15 protein-coding genes are annotated in these 21,068 nt (G+C 65.8%); 13 read left to right on the forward strand and 2 right to left on the reverse strand.

The genetic code is table 11. The features are described 5' to 3' along the window. The first annotated feature begins 53 nt into the window (after positions 1-53). Complete coding sequence (locus ACTPOI_RS07575) at positions 54-2,378, forward strand: diguanylate cyclase domain-containing protein (RefSeq protein WP_440107934.1); 2,325 nt, start codon at positions 54-56, stop codon at positions 2,376-2,378. Positions 2,379-2,745: 367 nt separating this feature from the next. Continuing rightward, positions 2,746-3,918, forward strand: a complete 1,173-nt coding sequence (locus ACTPOI_RS07580) for an alpha-hydroxy acid oxidase (RefSeq protein WP_440107936.1) — start codon at positions 2,746-2,748, stop codon at positions 3,916-3,918. 588 nt (positions 3,919-4,506) lie between these two features. Here ACTPOI_RS07580 and ACTPOI_RS07585 read toward each other — a convergent pair. Together ACTPOI_RS07585 and ACTPOI_RS07590 are read right to left on the reverse strand one after the other, a co-directional pair. Then, positions 4,507-5,532, reverse strand: a complete 1,026-nt coding sequence (locus ACTPOI_RS07585) for a methionine synthase (protein ID WP_440107938.1) — start codon at positions 5,530-5,532, stop codon at positions 4,507-4,509. 157 nt (positions 5,533-5,689) lie between these two features. Beyond that, a complete protein-coding gene (locus tag ACTPOI_RS07590; protein ID WP_440107940.1) occupies positions 5,690-6,181 on the reverse strand; it encodes a c-type cytochrome in 492 nt (163 codons plus the stop codon). 342 nt (positions 6,182-6,523) lie between these two features. Between ACTPOI_RS07590 and ACTPOI_RS07595 the strand changes: the two genes are divergently transcribed. The 11 genes from ACTPOI_RS07595 to ACTPOI_RS07645 all read left to right on the forward strand — a co-directional run bounded on the left by ACTPOI_RS07595 (position 6,524) and on the right by ACTPOI_RS07645 (position 20,921). After that, on the forward strand, positions 6,524-7,102 hold the full coding sequence (locus tag ACTPOI_RS07595) for an RNA polymerase sigma factor (RefSeq protein WP_440107942.1): 579 nt from the start codon (positions 6,524-6,526) through the stop codon (positions 7,100-7,102). Between the two features lie 24 nt (positions 7,103-7,126). Next, positions 7,127-7,933, forward strand: coding sequence for an anti-sigma factor (locus ACTPOI_RS07600; RefSeq protein ID WP_440107944.1), 807 nt, complete (start codon positions 7,127-7,129; stop codon positions 7,931-7,933). Positions 7,934-8,346: 413 nt separating this feature from the next. After that, entirely contained in the window at positions 8,347-9,900 is a 1,554-nt protein-coding gene (locus tag ACTPOI_RS07605; protein WP_440107946.1) for a DUF4331 domain-containing protein, read from the forward strand. 14 nt (positions 9,901-9,914) lie between these two features. Further along, positions 9,915-10,172 (forward strand): hypothetical protein, encoded by a 258-nt coding sequence (locus ACTPOI_RS07610; protein ID WP_440107948.1) that lies wholly within the window; start codon positions 9,915-9,917, stop codon positions 10,170-10,172. A gap of 141 nt (positions 10,173-10,313) precedes the next feature. Next, a complete protein-coding gene (locus ACTPOI_RS07615) occupies positions 10,314-11,516 on the forward strand; it encodes a hypothetical protein (RefSeq protein WP_440107950.1) in 1,203 nt (400 codons plus the stop codon). Beyond that, the gene (locus tag ACTPOI_RS07620; RefSeq protein ID WP_440107952.1) at positions 11,516-12,841 is read left to right on the forward strand and encodes a HupE/UreJ family protein; all 1,326 of its coding nucleotides are present in this window, start codon (positions 11,516-11,518) and stop codon (positions 12,839-12,841) included. Before ACTPOI_RS07615 ends, ACTPOI_RS07620 begins: the two co-directional genes overlap by 1 nt. A gap of 124 nt (positions 12,842-12,965) precedes the next feature. After that, positions 12,966-13,904, forward strand: coding sequence for a DUF3034 family protein (locus ACTPOI_RS07625; protein ID WP_440107954.1), 939 nt, complete (start codon positions 12,966-12,968; stop codon positions 13,902-13,904). 10 nt (positions 13,905-13,914) lie between these two features. Next, positions 13,915-14,382: a group I truncated hemoglobin gene (locus ACTPOI_RS07630; RefSeq protein WP_440107956.1), complete on the forward strand. Its 468-nt coding sequence runs from the start codon at positions 13,915-13,917 to the stop codon at positions 14,380-14,382. Between the two features lie 11 nt (positions 14,383-14,393). Continuing rightward, positions 14,394-15,152 (forward strand): cupredoxin domain-containing protein, encoded by a 759-nt coding sequence (locus ACTPOI_RS07635; RefSeq protein WP_440107958.1) that lies wholly within the window; start codon positions 14,394-14,396, stop codon positions 15,150-15,152. A gap of 210 nt (positions 15,153-15,362) precedes the next feature. Beyond that, on the forward strand, positions 15,363-16,271 hold the full coding sequence (locus ACTPOI_RS07640; protein ID WP_440107960.1) for a diguanylate cyclase domain-containing protein: 909 nt from the start codon (positions 15,363-15,365) through the stop codon (positions 16,269-16,271). A 3-nt stretch (positions 16,272-16,274) separates the two neighbouring features. After that, entirely contained in the window at positions 16,275-20,921 is a 4,647-nt protein-coding gene (locus ACTPOI_RS07645) for a PAS domain S-box protein (protein WP_440107962.1), read from the forward strand. The last annotated feature ends 147 nt before the right edge of the window (positions 20,922-21,068 follow it).

Here is a 21,068-nt window from a genome sequence, read left to right on the forward strand (position 1 = left end):
TGCCGTCCAGGCGAAGGGGGGCGCATAAAATCGTTACAAATCATCTCCACCGTATGCCGTCTTTGCGCCAGTTCTTCTCACACCGCCTGATCTGGCTGGCGCTGCTGGTTTCCCTGGGCATCGGCGCGCTCTTCGCCCGTGCCATCTGGACCATCCGCAACGACGAGTGGAACTATGCCGTCCAGAACAACAACAATCTGGCGCGCACGCTGGAGCAGGGCCTGAGCTGGTCTCTGGGCTCCATCGACAAGTCGCTGGAGGGCGTGGCGCGCGAGGCAGCGCTCAGCGAGGTGTGGAACCTTGCCCCAGACCTGCGAAACCGCCTCATCTTCGACAACTCCCTGCGGGCAGGCGTCACGGGCGACGTGTTCGTGCTGGACGCCAAAGGCAACGTCGTACTGGATTCCGGCAACCCCCAGATTGCGCAGCAGGGCCGGGGCAACTTTGCGGACCGGGATTACTTCCGGGCATTTGCCGAGGGCGGCCACAAGGAACTGTTCATTGGTGCGCCGGTGGTCTTTGCTCCCTCTGGTCTCAAGGTGCTGCCGCTGGCGCGCGGCTATTACACGCTCGATGGCAAGTTTGCAGGCGTGGTGGTAGCAGCCATCCGGCTGAGTTTCTTCAACGAGGTTTTCGGCTCGCTCAACCTGGGCGAGCAAAGCGGCGTCAACCTGCTGCGGCAAGACGGCGTCATCGTCTCGCGCTTTCCGTATGGCGATGCCGATGTCGGCAAGAGCATTGCCGGCACGCCCAGCTTTGACCGGCTGCAAAAGGAAGGCTCCGGCACCTTTGTGGGCAGGGCCGCCATCGACGGGGTGGAGCGCCTGTACTCGTTTCGCCCGGTGGGTAACTACCCGCTGATCATCAACGTGGCGCAGTCCACGCACACCATCCTGGCGCAGTGGTACCGCAGCGCGTGGCTGCTGGGCATCTTTGCCGGCGTGCTGATGGCCTCCTGTGTGGGCCTGGCCCTGCTGTTCGTGCGTGAACTCACGTTACGCCAGCAGGTGTCGGCCCGGCTGCACGCGGCTGAGCACGACGTGCGCACCATCCTCAACAACATGCCATCCATGATTGGCTACTGGGATGCCGACCTGCGCAACCGCTTTGCCAATCAGGCCTATGTGGAATGGTTCGGCATGACGCCAGAGCGCCTGCGTGGCCTGCATGTGAGCGAGCTGCTGGGCCCCGAGCTGTACGAGCGCAACCGCCCGTTCCTGGAACGCGCGCTGCAGGGCGAGCCCCAGCTGTTCGAGCGCGCCATCGTCGACACGCAGGGGCATACGCGCCACACCATGATCTCCTACCACCCCGACCGCGACGATGCCACGGGCGTGGTGCGGGGTATCTTTGCGCAGGCTACCGACATCTCCGAGCGCAAGCGCATGGAAGACGAGCTTTTTGACGAGAAGGAGCGTGTGCGCCTGACGCTGCAGTCCATTGGCGATGCGGTGGTGTGCTCTGACGCGCAGGGCACCGTCACGTACCTCAACCCGGTTGCCGAGCGCCTGACGGGCTGGCAGGCGTTTGATGCCGCCGGCCACGCCATCGACGAAGTGCTGTGCCTGCGCAGCCCCCACAACGACAGCCCCATGGCCAGTGCCCTGCTGGCCGCCATACGCGACGGCACCAGCACCGGTGCGGAGCCGGTGAGCGGTGTGGTCGTGCACCGTACCTCCGGGCAGCGTTTTCAGGTGGCCAAGACGGTCAACCCCATCACCGACCGGCATGGCCGCATCACCGGCGCCGTGGCCGTGCTGCGCGATGTGACCGACGCCGTGGCCATGGCCGAGCGCATGGCGCACCTGGCCCAGTACGACGCGCTGACCGACCTGCCCAACCGCGTGCTGCTGCACGACCGGGCCGAGCTGGGCATTGCCCAGGCCCGCCGCGACGGCCGTACCCTGGCCGTGATGTATGTGGACCTGGACGGCTTCAAGCAGGTGAACGACCGCCTTGGCCACGATACCGGCGACGCGCTGCTGGTGCAGTTTGCACAGCGCCTGAAGGCCGCCGTACGCGCCACCGACACCGTGTGCCGACAGGGTGGCGACGAGTTTGTGGTGCTGCTGCCGGGGCTTGATGGCGCCGACGCAGCCTGCGCCGTGGCGCGCAAGATCCTGGCGGCGTGCGACGCGCCGTTTGACCTGGGCACCGAGACATCGCGCGTGTGCCTCAGTGGCGGTATCGCGCTATACCCGCAGCATGGCGACACGTTTGATGTGCTTTCGCGCCACGCCGACGAGGCCATGTACGCGGCCAAGCGCGGCGGCCGCTGGCGCTTCATGCTGTACACAGGGCCTGGCGCCGAACCGCAAACGGTGCTGCCCGTGAACGAAGCCGCAGACGCACACCGGCGGAGAGCCGATAGCGCGTGAAGGCGGATTGCTATTAAATGTATAGCTATCAGGCAAATCAAAACAAAGGCTTGACGCGGTTTTCGCGTGATTTTTGCTTCTGAAGGCCTTGAAGAGCCGGTAGTGGGCTCCGGCATTGCCTGTGCATGTGGTGGGGTGTGCACACCTTTGGCGTAACGTGCGCCTGCTGCCCGCCATGGTAGGCATGTGCCGCGCTGCAGCGGCGCTGTCAGCAGGGTGGTGCAGGCTGGAAATTTGTTGCAGCACCGCGCAAATAAATTTGATGGCCCTCGCAGCGACCAGCGCCTACCATCACTCTGACTTGCTCTTGCAGCGCCGGCTCCTGGCCTGCAGCGCCCGTGTGTTGATTTCAATTTCGGAGCCTCGCGTGCCCAACCTGTCCAAAATCACCTGCATCGAAGACCTGCGTGTCATCGCCAAGCGCCGCGTGCCGCGCATGTTCTACGACTATGCCGACTCGGGTTCGTACACCGAAGGCACGTACCGCGCCAACACGCAGGACTTCCAGTCCATCAAGCTGCGCCAGCGCGTGGCCGTCAACATGGAAGGCCGCACCACCCGCACCACCATGGTCGGTCAGGACGTGGCCATGCCCGTGGCCATTGCGCCCACTGGCCTTACCGGCATGCAGCACGCCGACGGCGAGATCCTGGGCGCGAAGGCCGCCAAGGCGTTTGGCATCCCGTTCACGCTCTCGACCATGAGCATCTGCTCCATCGAAGACGTGGCCGAGCACACGGGCAACCACCCGTTCTGGTTCCAGGTTTACGTGATGCGCGACCGCGACTTCATCGAACGCCTGATCGACCGCGCCAAGGCCGCCAACTGCTCGGCGCTGCAGCTCACGCTGGACCTGCAGATCCTGGGCCAGCGTCACAAGGACATCAAGAACGGCCTGTCGGCGCCACCCAAGCCCACCATCGCCAACCTCATCAACCTGGCCACCAAGCCGCGCTGGTGCCTGGGCATGCTCGGCACACCACGCCGCAGCTTCGGCAACATCGTGGGCCATGCCAAAGGTGTGGGCGATCTGTCTTCACTGTCATCGTGGACGGCCGAGCAGTTTGACCCGCAGCTCAACTGGGGCGATGTGGAGTGGATCAAGAAGCGCTGGGGCGGCAAGCTGATCCTGAAGGGCATCATGGACGCCGAAGACGCGCGCCTCGCCGTCAACAGCGGGGCCGACGCACTCATCGTCAGCAACCACGGCGGCCGGCAGCTCGATGGCGCACCGTCGTCCATCGCGGCGCTGCCCGGCATCCGGCAGGCGGTGGACCAGATGGGCGGCGGCATCGAGGTGTGGATGGACGGCGGCATCCGCAGCGGGCAAGACGTGCTCAAGGCCCGCGCGCTCGGTGCGCAAGGCACACTGATCGGCCGCAGTTTTCTGTACGGGCTCGGTGCCTATGGCGAGGCAGGGGTGACGCGTGCGCTGCAGATCATCCAGAAGGAGCTGGACATCACCATGGCGTTCTGCGGGCACACCAACATCAACACGGTGGATGCGTCGATCCTGTTGCCTGGGACCTATCCGGTGTGATTCGAGGAGCCAGATTGAATTGCGAGACTCGATCTGGTTCCGGTTTGTGCAGGGTTGTCGATGTGACTCGTGACCGACTGTTTTGGGCCCTTTGCAGACTCTCAGCGCCCCAACATAGCGACAGTCATAACCTACTCGAACACACGCAATGGCGGCGCGGGTAACTTAGAAGGGGCCTCGCTCGCAAGCGAGTAGACCTCGATTCCGCTGAGAAGACCGCCGCTTTCGAAGATAAAAACTCCGAAAGGTGCTTCAGGTTGGCCACACAAGAAGTCGCCAAGTATGTGCACGCCGGGTGGTGCAGGGAGATGACCCTTGATTTGGAAATTGATGCTGCCGCAGCCACATGGACAGCGCCAAGGCGTCACTTCAGCACTTTCGAGTTGCTCAAGGTATGGCGTCGCCTCATGTGTCCCGTTTGCAAGCATCCATTGAGCCAGTGGATATTCAGCGGCGGATAGTGGACGGTTTGAATCTGGTTGGCTCGTCATGATGCTGACTCTAGACCATGTAGGTGAACGGCAGCTTCTGGCTGCTCGCAGCCTGTCACCAATGCAGCGCCACCGATGGCGCGGCGCCCGCTCGACGTCACGCCGTAGCGTACCGCTCCTTCGCCAGCCTCGTGCCCTCTGCCAAGGCCTTCAGCTTGCCCCAGGCCACGTCCCGACCCATGGGCGCCAGGCCGCAGTTCGTGCACGGGAACAGCCGGTCCTTCGGCACAAACTCCAGTGCCCGGCCAATCGTGTCGGCCACTTCCTCGGGTGTCTCGATCACGTCGCTGGCCACATCGATCACGCCGACCATCACGTCTTTGCCGGCCAGCAGCTTCATCAGGTCGGGCGGCACGTGGGAGTGGATGCATTCCAGGCTCACCTGGTCGATGCTGCTCTTGGCCAGGGCCGGGAACACCGCTTCGTACTGGCGCCATTCGTCGCCCAGGGTGCTCTTCCAGTCGGTGTTGGCCTTGATGCCGTAGCCGTAGCAAATGTGCACGGCCGTCGTGCACGTAAGGCCCTGGGCCGCACGCTCCAGCGCCTGCACGCCCCAGTCGGCGGCATCCTTCATGTAGACGTTGAAGGCGGGTTCGTCGAACTGGATGATGTCCACGCCGTCGGCCTGCAGCGCGAGCGCTTCCTGGTTGAGCAGCTCCGCAAACGCGAAGGCCATCTTGATCTTGTCGCCGTAGAAGCGGTCGGCCACGGTGTCGACGATGGTCATGGGGCCGGGCAGGGTGAACTTCAGCTTTTTCTTGGTATGCGCGCGCGCCAGCTGCGCCTCGAAGGCGTGGACCCGGCCTTTCAGGCGCAGGGCAGAAACCACCTGCGGGACCATGGCGTCGTAGCGGTTGTCGCGGATGCCCATCTTGACCTTGTGCTCGAAGTCAATGCCCTCGACCTGCTCCAGGAAGCCGTGCACGAAGTGCTGTCGCGATTGCTCGCCGTCACCCACGATGTCCAGGCCTGCGTCTTCCTGGGCCTTGATCCACAGCAGCGTTGCGTCGGCCTTGGCCTGGCGCAGCGCATCGCCTTCGGCCATCCACTGGGGCCAGAGCTTGTTGGTTTCAGCCAGCCAGGCGGGCTTGGGCAAGCTGCCGGCGATGGAGGTTTCGAACATCGGTGGATTCCTTTAGACCAGAGAGAGAGCTTGCGAGCATATGCCGGGACCGTTTTTTTTGCTCTGCACGGAGTAACTGGCCCTCGGCGCTTGTCCATAAAGCGGCAGCAGCTATCAAATGTGATGTGCCGCCGATGGATGTGGGCCGTGCGCTCTCTCAGCGCATGCGTTTGAGCGTGGCGAGATACGCCACCACGTCTTCGCGTTCGCGTTCGTCTTCCAGCATGTAGTCCATACCCTGCCCGGGGATCAGCGCCTCGGGGTCGGTCAGCCATGCCTTGAGCGTGGCGCGCGTCCACAGGATCTTGCTTCGGCGCAGTGCGGGTGAATAGTCGAAGTCGGCCAGCGCCCCGGCACGGCGGCCCACCACGCCGCGGTGCGCGGGGCCGTCGCCGTGCACATCAGGGCTGTGACAGCTGGCGCAATGCGCCTGGTACACCGCGCGCCCACGCTCCACCGACTGCGCGGCAGTGGTGCCCGGTGTGCAGGCTGCCAGCAAAGCCACGGTCATGGCCACAGCTGCAACACGCGCGGTGCCCGCGATGCCGGTACGGCGCTGTGCAGGGCCCCGGGTCAGCGTTGCCAGAGCAGGGTTGGGCGAAGTAGCGGGTAGTGCGGGGCGGTACATGCGCGAATAAAAGGCAGACAAGGGCAGACAAGGGCAGTGAGCGGGAGGCCAATGCGGCGATGCGATCAGTCGGCCGGGGTTGTCGCTCAAGGGTACGCGCCAAACTGCCCGCCGGATTCAAGTCGTTGCACGCAGTCTGGCAGTGGGGCCCGCGGATGCCAAGGGCTGATTGCGCAACGTGGCTGATTCTTTGGGTGTGTCCTTGCCCGCTCGGCAGGGCACCTGGGCTGGTCCGTCCATCCTGCCGGCATCTTTCGGGAGCTGTTTGTATAGGTTTTGCATCCATCACAGTGTTTGTGGCGTATTCCACTACAGCAAGTCCCTCACTTTCACGTGAGTGGATGTATCCCAGACAATCGGTGCATGAGCAGCACCCTTCACCCCGACAGCGAACTGATGAACCTCATTGACCGCATCGCCGAGCAGGATGATTCCGCGCTCAAGGAACTGTACAGACGGACGTCTGCACAGCTCTTTGGCCTGGCGCTGCGCATCGTGCGGCACCGCGATACGGCCGAGGATGTGCTGCAGGAAGCTTTTTTAAGCGTATGGCGCGGCGCAGGCAGCTACCGGGGTGCGCTGAGCCCCCCGATGGCCTGGCTGGGCCTGATCGTGCGCAGCCGGGCGCTGGACGCGCTGCGCAAGCGCACATCTGACCGGGCCGATCTGATGAACGAGCTGGACGACGACATGGCGCAGGTGCTGGAGGGCGATTCGCCCAACCCCATGGACACGGCCGATGCCAGCGAGCAGGCGTTTGCGCTGCACCATTGCCTGGGCCGGCTCGAGAACAAGCAGCGCGAGGTGGTCAGCCTGGCCTACCTGCGCGACATGAGTCATGGCGAACTGGCCGAGCAGCTCAAGCTGCCGCTGGGCACCGTCAAGACATGGATCCGAAGGGGTCTGGAACAGCTGCGCACCTGCATGGCGCGTTATGCCTGAACAAGGCCCGAGGAACACGCCATCATGAACATCACCCAACACCCCGAACTGCTCGACCGCCTGGCGGCGAGCTATGCCTTGGGCACCCTGCGCGGTGGCGCACGCCGCCGCTTTGAAACCCTGGCCCGCGAACACGCCACCGTGCGTGCAGCCGCCCTCGTGTGGCAGACCCGCTGGTCAGGCCTGACCGAGTTGCAGCCCGCAGTGGAGCCCGCGCCCGCCGTATGGACGCGCATCGACAACCTGGTGCAGGCCGGCAAATCGCAGGCCGCCATGCAGGCCGCCCGCGCCGATGCGGCCGAGGCTGCAGCCCGCGAGCCATCTGCAGGCGGCTGGTGGCGCAACCTGCTGGTGTGGCGTGGTGCGGCGGCCGCCGGTGCAGTGGCCACGCTGGCTGCAGTGGTGGTAGGCGTGCAGGTCAACGGTGGCCTCAAGGCCACCACGGGCGCACAGATCGCGTCGCTGCAGCAGCAGCTGCAGGCTACGCCGCAGATCCAGTACGTGGCGGTGCTGGCCGATGCCAAGGCCGACGCGTCGATGCTCGTCACCTTCGACCCCAAGAACAACCAGCTGGTACTGCAGCGGGTGGGTGGCTTCCAGGAGGGCGACGACAAATCCCTGCAGCTCTGGGCGCTGCCGCCCGCCGGTGGCCCGCGTTCGCTGGGCGTGCTGGGCGGCGACAAGCTGCTCAAGCTGACCGCGCAGGAGGGCGACGTAAAAGAGGTGCCCACTCTGGCCATCAGCCTGGAGCCGCGCGGCGGCGTGCCCAGTGCCACCGGCCCCACAGGCCCTGTGCTGTTTAAGGGTGCACTCATTCGCAAGGCGACCTGATCGCCTGCGCTGTTGCAGCGCTGCGCTGCGCCGTGTCCCATGCCCCGTGCCGTTCGCTGGCCGTACGGGGCTTTTTTTTTGATGGTGCTGCCCTTTTGGAGCTGGCAGGGCGTGCGCCGAGGGTGGCGCTCTGACCGGGCTGCGTTGGCGTACAGGGCTTTCACGGTCTGCCGACATTTGCGCGCCCTCCACGTCCTGCTCCATGGACCCATGTTCGACGCTGCTGCTGGCACACCCGGGGGTGCTCGTCCGCTAACGGGTGGCAAAAAATAATATTTATGATGCAAATGCTATTGCACTTCTATTTTTGCTGCGTAAAAATGATTTCCGGGGGGTTGAATCCAGTGGCGCCGCCTCGGCGTATTCAGGAAGGGGCGCTTGGCTCCCTGCTGTCCAACTACGAGGAGATTTCCATGCAACTGAAGAAACTCAGCCTGGCCGTTCTGGCCCTGCTGGCTGCCGGCACTGCTGGCGTCAGCCTGGCGTCCAGCCACCGCGAAGCGCCGTTCATCACGACGCAGCCCAAAGTGGATGGCGCAGACTTCTATATGTTCAACAGCTACGAGGCGGGCCGCTCGGGTTTTGTCACCATGATCGCCAACTACCTGCCGCTGCAGGACGCATATGGCGGCCCCAACTACTTCAGCCTGGACCCCAACGCGCTCTACGAGATCCACATCGACAACAACGGTGACGCGGCCGAAGACATCACCTTCCAGTTCCGCTTCAAGAACACCCTGAACAACGGCGGCGCCGGGATCACGCTGGACATCGGTCCCGATGGCGCGCGCAAGAAGGTGGCGATCCCGCTGCGCAACGCCGGCGGCATCACCGGCGCGGCGGCCGACCCGCTGGCCTACCGTGAAGAATATGAAATGTTCATCGTGCGCGGTGATCGCCGCACCGGCAAGCGTGAGCAGGTCACGCTGACCAGCGGTGGCACCACGTTCACCAAGCCCATCGACTACATCGGCGAAAAATCGCTGGGCAACGCCGCCGCGTACGACGCCTATGCCGGTCGCTACGTCTACGGCATCAACATCCCGGGTTGCAGCACGCCGGGCAAGGTGTTTGTGGGCCAGCGGCAGGACCCGTTCCCTGTGTCGCTGGGCACCATCTTCGACCTGGTCAACGCGCCTGCTGCCGTCATTACCAGTGAAGCCAATGCAGCCGCGTTTGGCGCCGGGCAGATTGCCGATAAAAACGTGACCTCGCTGGCGGTCGAGGTGCCCACCAACTGCTTGACGGCAGCCTCGGGCGAGAAGGTGATTGGCGGCTGGACCACGGCCAGCCTGCGCCAGGCGCGGGTGCTGAACGGCAAGCCCGATTCAGGCCTGCAGGCCAGCGAAAAGGCCGGCGGCGCATGGACTCAGGTCTCGCGCCTGGGCATGCCCCTGGTCAATGAAGTCGTCATCGGCCTCAAGGACAAGGACAAGTTCAACGCTTCCAGGCCCAAGGACGACGCAGCCAATTTTGCCGACTACGTGACGCACCCCACGCTGCCCGCACTCATCGAGGTGCTGTTCGGCGCCAAGGCGCCCACCAACTTCCCGCGCACCGACCTGATGACAGCGTTCCTCACGGGCCTGCCCACGGTGAACCGCCCTGGCAACATCACCGGCCTGGGCGCAGGCGGCCCGCTGGCCGAAATGCTGCGGCTGAACACCGGAATTGCCGCTACGGCCGCCAGCGCACAAAGCTCGCTGGGTGTGGTGGGTGGCGATGCCGCCGGCTTCCCCAACGGCCGCCGCCTGGGCGACGACGTGGTGGATGTGTCGCTGCGCGTGGCCATGGGTGCGCTGTGCAGCGTTACCGGCACCACCGATGCGCTCAAGGTCGGCTGCAAGCCGTCGGACGCGCCTGCAGGCACCGTGCCCTTTGTGGACGGCTCGCGTACCAAGGCCACCGACTACCGCACGGCCTTCCCGTACGTGAACCCGCCACTGCCCGGCGCCCGCAACTTCTGACCGGGGAGATGAACATGAAAAAACACGTTTCTTTTGTCCGCGTGCCGGTGGTGCTGGCCTGCGCTGCGCTGCTGAGCCTGGCAGGGTGCGGTGGCGGTGGCAGCGACGGCGTTGCCGGCCCTGGCCCTGAGACCGGTCCGGTGATGGTCGATGCGTTTGGCTACGTTGCCCCCATCGTGGCCACTGGCATGGCAGACATGGCGGAGCCGCAGGACGTGAGCCGCATCGTGCTGTCGACCACCGAGACTGAAGAGCCCGATACAAGGCTTTGACCCTGCGCTGACGCGCTTCGAAGGCCCGGGTGGACGCGCCACGATCGCGCCAGTCCGGGCCCGCGGCAACGCTGCGCTGCATGGCGCGCAGCGTTCCGCCTCCTTGAACATGCATTCCCTGATGCTCACGCCGGAGTCGCCGTGTACCCCTTTTCCCACCTCGCACGCCCCGCCACGCTTGCCCGCCGCGCACAGCTTGTGCTGGCTGCATTCGGACTGACTGCTGCGGCGTTGGCCGCACATGCTGCCGCCCCGCAGGACCTGCGCGCTGGCGCTGATGCCGAAGTGGTGGAGCGCCTGCCCGAGCGCGTGAGCGTGGCCCCCGTCACACCGCAGGCCGCGGCCATTGCTGCGCGCCGGTGGATCACGCTGTCGCGCGACACGGCCGACCCGCGCTACCTGGGCCGTGCCCAGGCAGCCCTGGCGCCATGGTGGGGCCGGCCCGATGCACCCGCGGACCAGCTGGTGCTGCAGGCTACGGTGGAGCAGGCCCGTCACGAATTCGCCGCCGCCCGCGCCACGCTGGAGCGCGCCTTGCAGGCCAACCCGGCCCAGGTGCAGGGCTGGCTCACGCTGGCCACGCTGGAGCGCGTGGCGGCCCGCTACGCCGCTGCCGAAACCGCCTGCCGCAACGTGGCCCGCCACGGTGCTGCGCTGTATGCGGCCGCCTGTACGCTGGAAACCCGGTCCCTGCAAGGTGAGCACGATGCCGCACGCAGCGGATTCACCGCCCTGGCCCAGCAGCTCGCTGCCGCGCCCGCGCAGCGCGCCTGGGTGCTGTCGCTGCTGGCCGAAAGTGAGGAGCGCGCCGGCCGCGATGACGCCGCCGAGGCCGCCTACCGCCGCAGTCTGGCCGATATGGCCGATGGCTACACCGCACTGGCGTTTGCCGACCAGCTGCTGCGCCGCGGGCGCGCGAGCGCCGTGCTGGACGTGCTGCGCGCGCAGCCCGCCAGCGATGCCGTGCTGCTGCGCCGGGCCTACGCCCTGCGGCTGCTGGGTGACGATGGGTGGAAGCCGCTGGCCGCCGAGGTGAAGGCCCGGTTTGCCGCCATTGCGCAGCGCGGCGAAGGGCTGGACGCCCATGCCCGCGAGCGCGCGCTGCTGGCCCTGTGGCTTGATGCCCAGCCGGGCGCTGCCTGGCAGGCCGCCCGCACCAACCTCAGCCTGCAAAAAGAGCCGCTCGACTGGTGGCTGGCACTGCAGGCATCCGAGCAGGCGCGCGATACGGCTGCCCACCGCGCCGTGGTCCAGGCGCTGGCCCAGACGGGCCTGCAGGACGCGCGCCTGGCCCGCTGGCAGCCGCAGGGGGTTGCGAGGACCAACGTGCAGGGAGGCCAATGATGTTCCCCAGCTTCCCATTCACGCGCCTGGCCGCGCTGACTGCCCTTGGCCTGGCCCTGGCTATACCGGCCCACGCCCACAAGGCCAGCGACGCCTACCTGCGTATTTCCGATAACGCTGTGGCAACGGACGCGGGTGCCGGCCTTGGTGGCAACGAACTGTCCACCGCCACAGCATCACCCGGCACAGCTTCTGCATCGGCAGCCGGTGCACTGTCGCTGTCCCTTTCCATTGCGCTCAAGGACGTGGACGCGGCCGTAGACCAGCTCGATGCCGATGCCGACCGCCTGCTCACCTGGGGCGAAGTGCGCCAGGCTGCTGGGGTCATCGCTCAGTGGGTGGGCTCGGGCGTGCGGTGGACGTGCGCGGGTGCCGCCGTGGCCCCACCTGCCTGGCGCCTGGCGGCTTTAGAGCAGCGCAGCGATGGTCGCTACGCCCGCCTGCAGGCCACGCTGGACTGCGCCCCGGGCCAGCCTCTGGCGCTAGGCTACAGCCTGATGCAGGGTGTGGACCCCACGCACCGCCTGCTGGTGGCCGGCAGCCTGGATGGCCGGCCGCTGGCTGCCGTGCTGGTGCCCGACGGCCGTTCCACCACAGACCTGCGGTCGGCTGCCGGTGACATTGGCGAAGCACAGGGCCTGGCCACTGGCGACGAATCGGCAGCGCCGCGCGGCGGCCTTGCCACGCTGCTGCACTTTGTGGGCGAAGGCGTGCACCACATTCTGGAAGGCTATGACCACCTGGCCTTTCTGCTGGCACTGCTGCTCCCCATCACCCTCTGGCAGCGCCAGGCAGGGCAAGGCGCAGCATCGGCGCCATGGGGCTGGCAGCAGGTGCCTGACGGCCACGCCAACAGCGGGCGCTGGGCAGGCCTGCGGGCACTGTTTGTCACGGTCACCTGCTTTACCCTGGGGCATTCCGTCACGCTGGCGCTTGCCGGCCTGGGCATCGTGCAGGTGTCTGGCAACTGGGTGGAGCCCGCCATTGCGGTCAGCATCGGCATCTCGGCCTTGCTCAACCTGTACCCCGTGCGCGGGCTGCGCGGCAGCTGGCTGGCACTGGGCTTCGGCCTGGTGCACGGGCTCGGGTTTTCAGGCGTGCTGGTCGAGGCGGGGGTGTCCGGCGGCCTGCTGCTATGGGCGCTGGCCGGATTCAACTTGGGGGTCGAGGCCGGGCAGCTGGCACTGGTGGCGCTGTGGTGCGTGGTGTCGATGGTGCTGATGCGCTGGCGCCTATACAACACCGTGGTGGTTCGCGGCGGCTCGGCCGCGCTGGTGGCGCTGTCGTTGTACTGGACCGTACAGCGCGTGGCGTTTGCGGGCTGATGGGGCAGGGCCCACGCCAAAAACCTTCGGTTGCGCTCCGGCTTTTGAAATTGTTGAATCCAGCCAGTGCCGGTCATCGTAGTCTGTACGGCTGAAGCAATTGCTAACAAATACAGGAGCCCCTATGAAGATGAAAACGATCCCGTCACTGGCATGGGTGGCATGCCTCGCACTGGCTGCCAGCACTGTTCAGGCCGATACCGGCAAACTACTGCTCACCGGCGGGGTGAACACCATTGCCGGATCTGCCGGTGGCGGGCTGACTCCCTGGGCCGTCATCGGCACCAACGCCACCGAAGGCGAGGTGGGCTTCAGCGGCTACGCCACCCGTGCCGCCACGCAGGACTACAGCCTGAACGGCTACGGTGTGGCCGTGGGCCTGTACGACCGGGTGGAGCTCTCGCTGGCCCGCCAGGATTTCGATGCATCCCCCGCCATTGCGCTCAACGGCATTGCGCCGTTCGGCGTCACGCCCGGCCAGCACATCAAGATGGACGTGGTAGGTATCAAGGTGAAGGTGCTGGGCGATGCCGTGCTGGACGCCGACACCTGGGTGCCGCAGGTGGCCGTGGGCATCGAGCACAAACGCACCCGTCCGGGCAGCATCGGATCGGTGCTGGACTTTCTCGGCACCAAAAGGAGTGGCACCGACGTGTATGTGAGCGCCACCAAGCTGCTGCTCGACAAGAGCCTGCTGCTCAACGGCACGCTGCGCTACACCAACGCCAACCAGAACGGGCTGCTGGGGTTTGGCTCGGCCGCGCCCGGCAAGAACAGCCGCAGCCTGCAGCCTGAGTTTTCGGTGGCCTATCTCATCAACAAGAACCTGGCCGTGGGCGCCGAATACCGCTTCAAGCCCAACAACCTGCAGGCCTTGGGTGCCGCGGCCGGCCTGGGTACGGCGCTGCGCGAAGACGACTGGAAAGACATTTTCATCGCCTGGGCGCCCAGCAAGAACCTGTCGTTCACGCTGGCGTATGTGGACCTGGGCCGCATCGTGCCCGGCATCACCAACGACCGCCGGCAGACCGGCTACTACCTGTCGGCCCAAGTCGCCTTCTGAGGAACATTTCATGACGCACCCCAAAACATTCGTAGCTCTTGCCGTGGCCCTGAGCAGCTTGCTGGCCGCCCCCGCGTTTTCAGAGCCTGCTGCGGCGGCAGCGGCCGCCACCGCTGCCCCTGCCGGCCTGTACCAGGCGCTGGGCGAAAAGGCTGGCATCACCCGCCTGATGGACGACTTCGTCAACCGCGTGGTGAAAGACCCGCGCATCGGCAACCACTTCAAGGACACCAAGCCCGCAGCGCTCAAGGAAAGCCTGACCGACCAGGTCTGCCAGCTCAGCGGCGGCCCCTGCAAGTACGAAGGCGCCGACATGAAATCGGCCCATGCCGACATGGACATCAACAAGGGACACTTCAACGCGCTGGTCGAGGTGCTGCAGGTCTCGATGGACGCCCAGGGCATTCCGTTTGCGCAGCAAAACCGCCTGCTGGCGTTGCTGGCCCCCATGCACCGTGACGTGATCACCGTACGGTAACGCAGCACATCATGAAAAACGCTATCTTTTTAGTAGCTGCTGCGGCTTATGTTGCAAGCGCCAGCGCCGGAAATGTGCAAATTCAGGTGCTGGACCGCGACGGCAAGCCCGTACCGGACGCCGTGGTGGTGCTGTACCCCGGCAGTGCAGCAGGCAGCCCGCCCAGCCTGCTGCAGGCAAGCCCCACCATCGACCAGGAAAAAATGCGCTTTGTCCCGGCCGTAACGGTAGTGGCGCCGGGCTCGACCGTGCGCTTTACCAACCAGGACCGCTGGGACCACCATGTGCGCGGCAATCCCTCGGGCGGCTCAGCCAGCACCCCGGCGGGCGGCGCGCAGGCCGCTGTCGGCGGTGCAGCCGCGATCCCCAACTTCGAGCTGCGTCTGTCTGGCAAGGCCGATGGAAAACCCGCTAACCATGCCGACGTGAAGCTCGACAGCGCAGGCGTCGTGCTGCTGGGCTGCCACCTGCACGGCTCCATGCGCGGTCACATCTTTGTGACCGACTCGGCCTGGACCCTCAAGACCGACAACGACGGCATCGCACGTTTCCCCGCCGTACCAGATGGCACGGCCCAGGTGCGCGTGTGGCACGCCGAGCAATTGGTCGACCTGCCCCGCAAGTCACTTGCGGTCGTGCCCGGCCCGGTGCTCGACACCGTGCAGCTGAGCGTGGTGCCCCGCGTGCGCCGTGCCCCGCCGGCCGCGCCAGCTGGCGGGCCCATGGGCTCGTACAGCCAGGCGCCCGCTGCTGCCGTGCACCTCCACTAGCTGCCTCTGGCAGGGCCAGCCCCGTCCGTGAGCGGGGTGGCCTTCGGCCGCGCCGCAAGGCGTTTCAAGCCAGTCCGTAAAAGTCCACAACGCGGCGTCGATTTTTCCGCGCGACGACGGTCTCTGCGCGCCATTTCATAAAATGTGATAAAAACACGAAATTAAGATGATAAATATATTTAGCTGAGCGTCTTTATGCCGCTGTCTCCCATGAAGACAAACATTCTTATCGTTGACGACAACGCCACCCTGATTCAGCTCGTGGCCCGGATGCTCAAGGGCGTTGCCCGGCTGCGCTTCGCCACCGGCGGGGCTGAGGCCTTGCAGCTGATGCGCGAGGAGCGTCCGGATCTTGTCCTGCTGGATGCGGAAATGCCGGGGATGAGTGGCTATGAGGTGTGCGAAACCATTCGGGCTGATGCGTCGCTCAACACGGTGCCCGTAGTCTTCCTCACGGGAAATGGTGACACGGCTGCCGAAGTGCGCGGGCTCGAAGCCGGTGCGGTGGACTTCATCACCAAACCGGTGAACGAGGCGCTGCTGCTGGCGCGCGTGCGTACCCAGCTGCGCATCAAGACGCTCTCGGACGATCTGCGCCTGATGGCGTGCACGGACGGGCTGACCGGTGTGGCCAATCGCCGGCATTTCGACGACATGCTCAGGCTCGAATGGGAGCGCAACGCGCGTGAGGGAACCCCGCTGGCGCTGCTCATGGTCGATGTCGATCACTTCAAGCGCTTCAACGATTGTCACGGGCATCCGGCGGGGGATGTTTGCCTTCAGGCTGTGGCCCGCGCGCTCGCTTCCGTGGCCAGGCGCCCGGCGGACCTGGTGGGACGCGTGGGCGGAGAGGAGTTTGCGGTGCTGCTGCCAGCCACCGACCTGGCAGGCGCCCGCAGGGTGGCCCAGGAGGCCATCGAAGCCGTCCACGCGCTGGCGGTACCGCATGACGATTCGCCCACCGCCCCGCATGTGACGGCCAGCATTGGGGTGTCGGCGTGTTCCGCCGCCGGGTTTGAGGGCAGCGCAACGGCCACCCTGATGCGTGCGGCCGACGAAGCCCTCTACGCCGCAAAAACCGCAGGCAGGAACCGCTGGTGCACGCTGGATGAAGGTTGAGCCATGGAGCCGCGTGCCCGGCCCGGCAGCGACGCGCGCTTGCAGTGGATCGCCAGGCCGCGCGTTGTTGCGGCGCTTGCGGGGCTGATCACGCTGGTGGCCATGGGCACAGCGTTTGTTGTGCAGCGGCATCAGAACCTGACAGAGATCACCGAGCGTTTTGAGGTCGTCAGAACCCGGGTGCTCAGCGAGGTGGTGCTGCGCATGCAGCAGTACGAATACGGATTGCGTGGCACACGAGGCGCAGTAGCCGCAGTGGGCGATGGGCTGAACTGGTCTGCCTTTGCACGCTATGCAGAAAGCCGTGACTTCAAGTCGGAGTTTCCGGGAGCTCTCGGGTTTGGCTGGATTCGCAGGGTGACACCCGACGCCATGCCCGCCTTTCTGGCAAAGGCCCGCGAGGAAGCTGGGGCCGGCTTTGAGGTACGCCGGATTCAGCCCAACGACGGGGATAGCTTCGTGATCCAGTACATAGAGCCGCTGCAGCGCAACCTGAAGGCGCTTGGGCTGGATATTGCGTCGGAGCCAGCGCGTTACGCCGCGGCCATGGCGTCCATGCAGACTGGCGAACCCGCGTTGACAGGCCCGATCTCGCTGCTGCAAAGCGACAGGGGGAGCACCTCCGGATTGCTGCTTCTGCTGCCCGTCTATCGCCACGGCATGCCCACCAATACCCCGACATCGCGCGAACGGGCCCTGGTGGGCTGGGTTTACACGCCACTTGACGTTGCCGAGGTGCTTCGCGACATCGACGAAGAATTCGACCACTTCACGATGGCCTTGCGCGACCAGGCGTCGCCGCCAGGTGTCTGGCTGTACGGCCCTGCGCCCGCCCCTGCGCTGCCCGGAGCGCGCGAACGCACGGTGTCCCTGTACATGGTCGGGCGCCAGTGGGAAGCCGACCTCCAGCCCACGCGCGAGTTTGTGGATTCGTTGCGACAGACCACGCCAGAGCGCAAGGCTGCCGAAGTGGGAGTCGTTGGACTGCTGATGATGGCACTGGTGGTTGCCATGCTTCATCTTGTGCACCGCGGGCGCGTACAGCGGCTGGAGCGGGCCCGCCGCGCCGCCATCGTGGAGGGCTCCGAAGACGCCATCATCGTCCAGACGCTGCAGGGCGTTATCACCGACTGGAACGATGGCGCCCGCCGGCTGTTCGGCTACAGCGCGGACGAGGTCCTGGGATTCACGGCCCAGGAACTGCTGGTGCCCCCGGATCTGCAGAAGGAAGATGCATCGATGCTGGCACTGGTGTCGGCGGGCAGTCGCGTGAAGGCCTACGACACCGTGCGCAGCCACCGCGACGGGAGCCTGATCGAGGTCTCCATATCGGCAGGCCCCATTACGGACAGCGGGGGGCGGGTAGTAGGGCTGGCGAAGACCGTGCGTGACGTGCGGGAGGTTCGTGCCGCTGCACGCCAGGTGGCCGAGCTCAATGCCACCCTCGAAGACCAGGTGCGTGAACGCACGGCTGACCTGGAACTGGCACGCCATGCGCTCCAGACCGTGCTGGATGCCATGCCGTCCCAGATCGGCTACTGGGGCCCCGACCTTCGCAACCGAGTGGCCAACCGGGCCTACGGGGACTGGTTCCATATCGACCCCCGCCAGGTTGACGGAATGCACATGCGCGACCTGATCGGGCCACAGTTGTTCGACGCCTCGCTGCACCACGCGCAGGCGGCGCTGGCTGGCGAGGCCCGCAGGTTCGAGCAGACACATCCGGCTTCAGGAACCGGCGCCGCCCGCCACACCCTGGTGCATTACCTGCCTGACTTGCAGGATGGTGCCGTGATGGGGTTCTACGCGTTTGTGCACGATGTCACCGAGCTGACGGAGAGTCGCATGCAGCTGGCTGCAGCCCAGCGGGACAACGCGGCCATGCTGGAAACGCTGAACCACCACATGGTGGTGTCGGTGGCGGACCCGCTGGGGCGCATCGTGGATGTGAACGCGGCCTTCTGCCGTCTTTCGGGCTACACCCGCGATGAACTGCTGGGCCAGGATCACCGCATCGTGAACTCGGGCGTGCATGGCCCGGAGTTCTGGGGGCAGATGTGGCAGACCGTGCGCGGCGGCGAGAGCTGGCGCAAGGAGGTGTGCAACCGTGCCAAGGACGGCTCCCTTTACTGGGTGGACAGCGTGGTGGCGCCCTTCATCGACGCAAAGGGTCAGGTCGAGAAGTTCGTGTCCATACGCGCTGACATCACGGACCGCAAGCGCACGGAAATAGAGCTTCAGCGCACCCTGTCCTTGCTGCGCGCGGTGCTGGAGGCTTCCACCCAGGTCGCCATCGTGGCGACCGATGCCCGTGGCGTGGTGTCGCTGCTCAACCGCGGAGCGGAACTACTCCTGGGCATAAAGGCCGAGGCCGCCATCGGGAGCTTGGACGCCGGGATATTGCTCGAACAGGAGCCAGCCGAATCGGATGCTGAAGCGCATGACACTGGCAGCGTGCCCCAGCCCGGCGGGCCATCCTCTGCCGAATGGGTGCAGCGCGCTACCCGGCAGGCGCAAGGCCAGTGGTACCTGGTGCGCTCGGATGGCAAGAGGATTCCCGTGTCGCTCGCGGTCACGCGCATGGAGGACGTGGAAGGGCAGTTCACGGGTTACCTGGCGATTGCCTCCGACATTCGGCAGCAGCTGGTCCAGGAGCAGTCGCTGCGCGTCGCCATGCAGCAGGCGAACGCGGCCAGCGAGGCCAAGAGCCGGTTCCTGGCCAACATGAGCCATGAAATCCGCACGCCCATGAATGCGGTGCTGGGCCTGTCTTACCTGCTGGCCCGCACCGCGCTCAATCGTGAGCAGCAGGGCATGCTCACGCGGTTGCAGGTGGCTGGAAAGGCACTGCTCGCGGTGATCAACGATATCCTGGACCTGTCCAAGATCGAGGCAGGCGAGATGGCCTTGGAGCAGATGCCGCTGAACCTGAACCAGATCGCGCGCGAAGCCGCTGCCGTTGTCGAGCTGCAGGCCACCGCCAAGGGGCTGTCGCTCGTCGTGCAGCTCGATGAAGGCCTGCCGGCGCCACTGGAGGGCGACAGTACCCGTCTGCATCAGATCCTGATCAACCTGCTGAGCAACGCCATCAAGTTCACCGAGCAGGGCGAGGTGCGCCTGGCGGTCGAACGCCTTTCGGGCAATGCAGCGGACGAAACGGGTGATGCCGATCTTGTGGATGTGCGCATCAGCGTGGCAGATACCGGTATCGGCATAGACCAAGAGTCCTGCAAGCGCCTCTTTTCGCCCTTCGTGCAGGCAGATCTGTCTACCACGCGTCGCTATGGTGGTACCGGGCTGGGCCTGTCCATCGTCAAGCAGCTGGCCGAGATGATGCGTGGGTCTGTGCAAGTACACAGCACTCCGGGCGAAGGCAGTCAGTTTGTCGTGACGCTGCCCATGCGCAGGAGCGCCATGCCGGTGGCCACGGATGCGGACCTCTTGCTGCAGGGTGCACAGGGCCTGGCGGGGGTGCGGCTGCTGGTGGTGGATGACAACGACATCAATCAGGAAGTCGCAACGCGGGTGCTCCAGGCCGAAGGTGCGGTGGTCGATGTGGCCGAAAACGGCAAGGCCGCGCTGGAAAAGCTGCAGGCCCGTTCCGGCGCCTATGACGCAGTGCTGATGGATGTGCACATGCCGGTACTCAACGGGCTGGATGCAACCCACCAGATGCGCGCCACCCCTGCGATTGCGCACCTGCCTGTGATCGGCCTTACCGCGGGAGTGTCGTTCTCCGAGCAGGCACAAGCGCTGGCAGCCGGCATGAATGCGGTGGTGGGCAAGCCATTCGATCCCCCCGCACTGGTGCGCACGATCCGGCGCTGTCTGTCAGCCGCAGCTGAAGCCAACGCCAACGCCAACGCCAACGCCAACGCCAACGCCAACGCCAACGCCAACGCCAACGCCAACGCCAACGCCGATGCCGATGCCGATGCCGATGCCAACGCCGATGCCGATGTGGCGTCGCCCGGCGGGCTGGCCGCGCCTGTTTCGCAAGCGCAGATGCCGGCGCAGGTGGTCCCCGATGACTGGCCGCGCCTTGCGGGCGTATCTGCGGCTGTCTCTCACGCCCGGCTTAAGGTCCACCCGCCGCTGTTCTTCCAGTTGGCGCGGCGGATCCTTGGCCTTGTAGATGCGTTGCCCGAATCAACGGGGGTGTTCCTGGCCGACGACCTGACAGCCCTTGTGCCCGCGCTGCATGATCTCAAGGGCATGGCCGGATCGATGGGAGCCCTGGAACTGTACGACATGGTGACGAGTGCCGAAAAAGCAGCCCGGGAGGGCGACGGCGCCACGGTTGCGTCGCTGCTGCCCCGTCTGCGCCACGCGGTGAAGGAATGGAGGGCAGTGCTCAGCGCGGCATTGGCCGCACCGGCCCCCGGGGCCGTGATACCAGACGGTCCCGCCGTTGAGCAGGTGGTTGAAGACCCGGCATTGGCAGCGCGGATCGGGCGGTTTCGCCAGGCACTGGCAGGCCGCGATCTCGCCGCACTGGATGCCTGGACCGAGCTGTCGGGCCCCGTGGAACGCTGGTGGGGCCCGGCCCGCGTGGCCGAGCTGCAAGGTTACCTTGATTCGCTGGAATTCGCCCGCGCTGCGGCGTTGGTGGATGCGTGCCTGCCCGCGACGCACGGCCGACACGGCTGATCTGACAGTCAGTGGATAGCGATGCCGGAGGGGGCGTGGCTCCAGCGAGGCTGTGGGCCAGGCCGGTCGTACGGTGATGATGCTCTCCCTCGCAGCGTGCGTGGCCGTCATGCCCGACGCAGAGCGCCGGTTTCGTGTGGAAAATGT

This window comes from Acidovorax sp. BL-A-41-H1, assembly GCF_051942715.1.

Coding starts and splice junctions, on each gene's coding strand:
- ACTPOI_RS07645 (WP_440107962.1), top strand. CDS start 16,275: ATGGAGCCGCGTGCCCGGCCCGGCAGCGACGCGCGCTTGCAGTGGATC.
- ACTPOI_RS07630 (WP_440107956.1), top strand. CDS start 13,915: ATGACGCACCCCAAAACATTCGTAGCTCTTGCCGTGGCCCTGAGCAGC.
- ACTPOI_RS07625 (WP_440107954.1), top strand. CDS start 12,966: ATGAAGATGAAAACGATCCCGTCACTGGCATGGGTGGCATGCCTCGCA.
- ACTPOI_RS07575 (WP_440107934.1), top strand. CDS start 54: ATGCCGTCTTTGCGCCAGTTCTTCTCACACCGCCTGATCTGGCTGGCG.
- ACTPOI_RS07640 (WP_440107960.1), top strand. CDS start 15,363: ATGAAGACAAACATTCTTATCGTTGACGACAACGCCACCCTGATTCAG.
- ACTPOI_RS07585 (WP_440107938.1), bottom strand. CDS start 5,532: ATGTTCGAAACCTCCATCGCCGGCAGCTTGCCCAAGCCCGCCTGGCTG.
- ACTPOI_RS07635 (WP_440107958.1), top strand. CDS start 14,394: ATGAAAAACGCTATCTTTTTAGTAGCTGCTGCGGCTTATGTTGCAAGC.
- ACTPOI_RS07605 (WP_440107946.1), top strand. CDS start 8,347: ATGCAACTGAAGAAACTCAGCCTGGCCGTTCTGGCCCTGCTGGCTGCC.
- ACTPOI_RS07610 (WP_440107948.1), top strand. CDS start 9,915: ATGAAAAAACACGTTTCTTTTGTCCGCGTGCCGGTGGTGCTGGCCTGC.
- ACTPOI_RS07600 (WP_440107944.1), top strand. CDS start 7,127: ATGAACATCACCCAACACCCCGAACTGCTCGACCGCCTGGCGGCGAGC.
- ACTPOI_RS07595 (WP_440107942.1), top strand. CDS start 6,524: ATGAGCAGCACCCTTCACCCCGACAGCGAACTGATGAACCTCATTGAC.
- ACTPOI_RS07620 (WP_440107952.1), top strand. CDS start 11,516: ATGTTCCCCAGCTTCCCATTCACGCGCCTGGCCGCGCTGACTGCCCTT.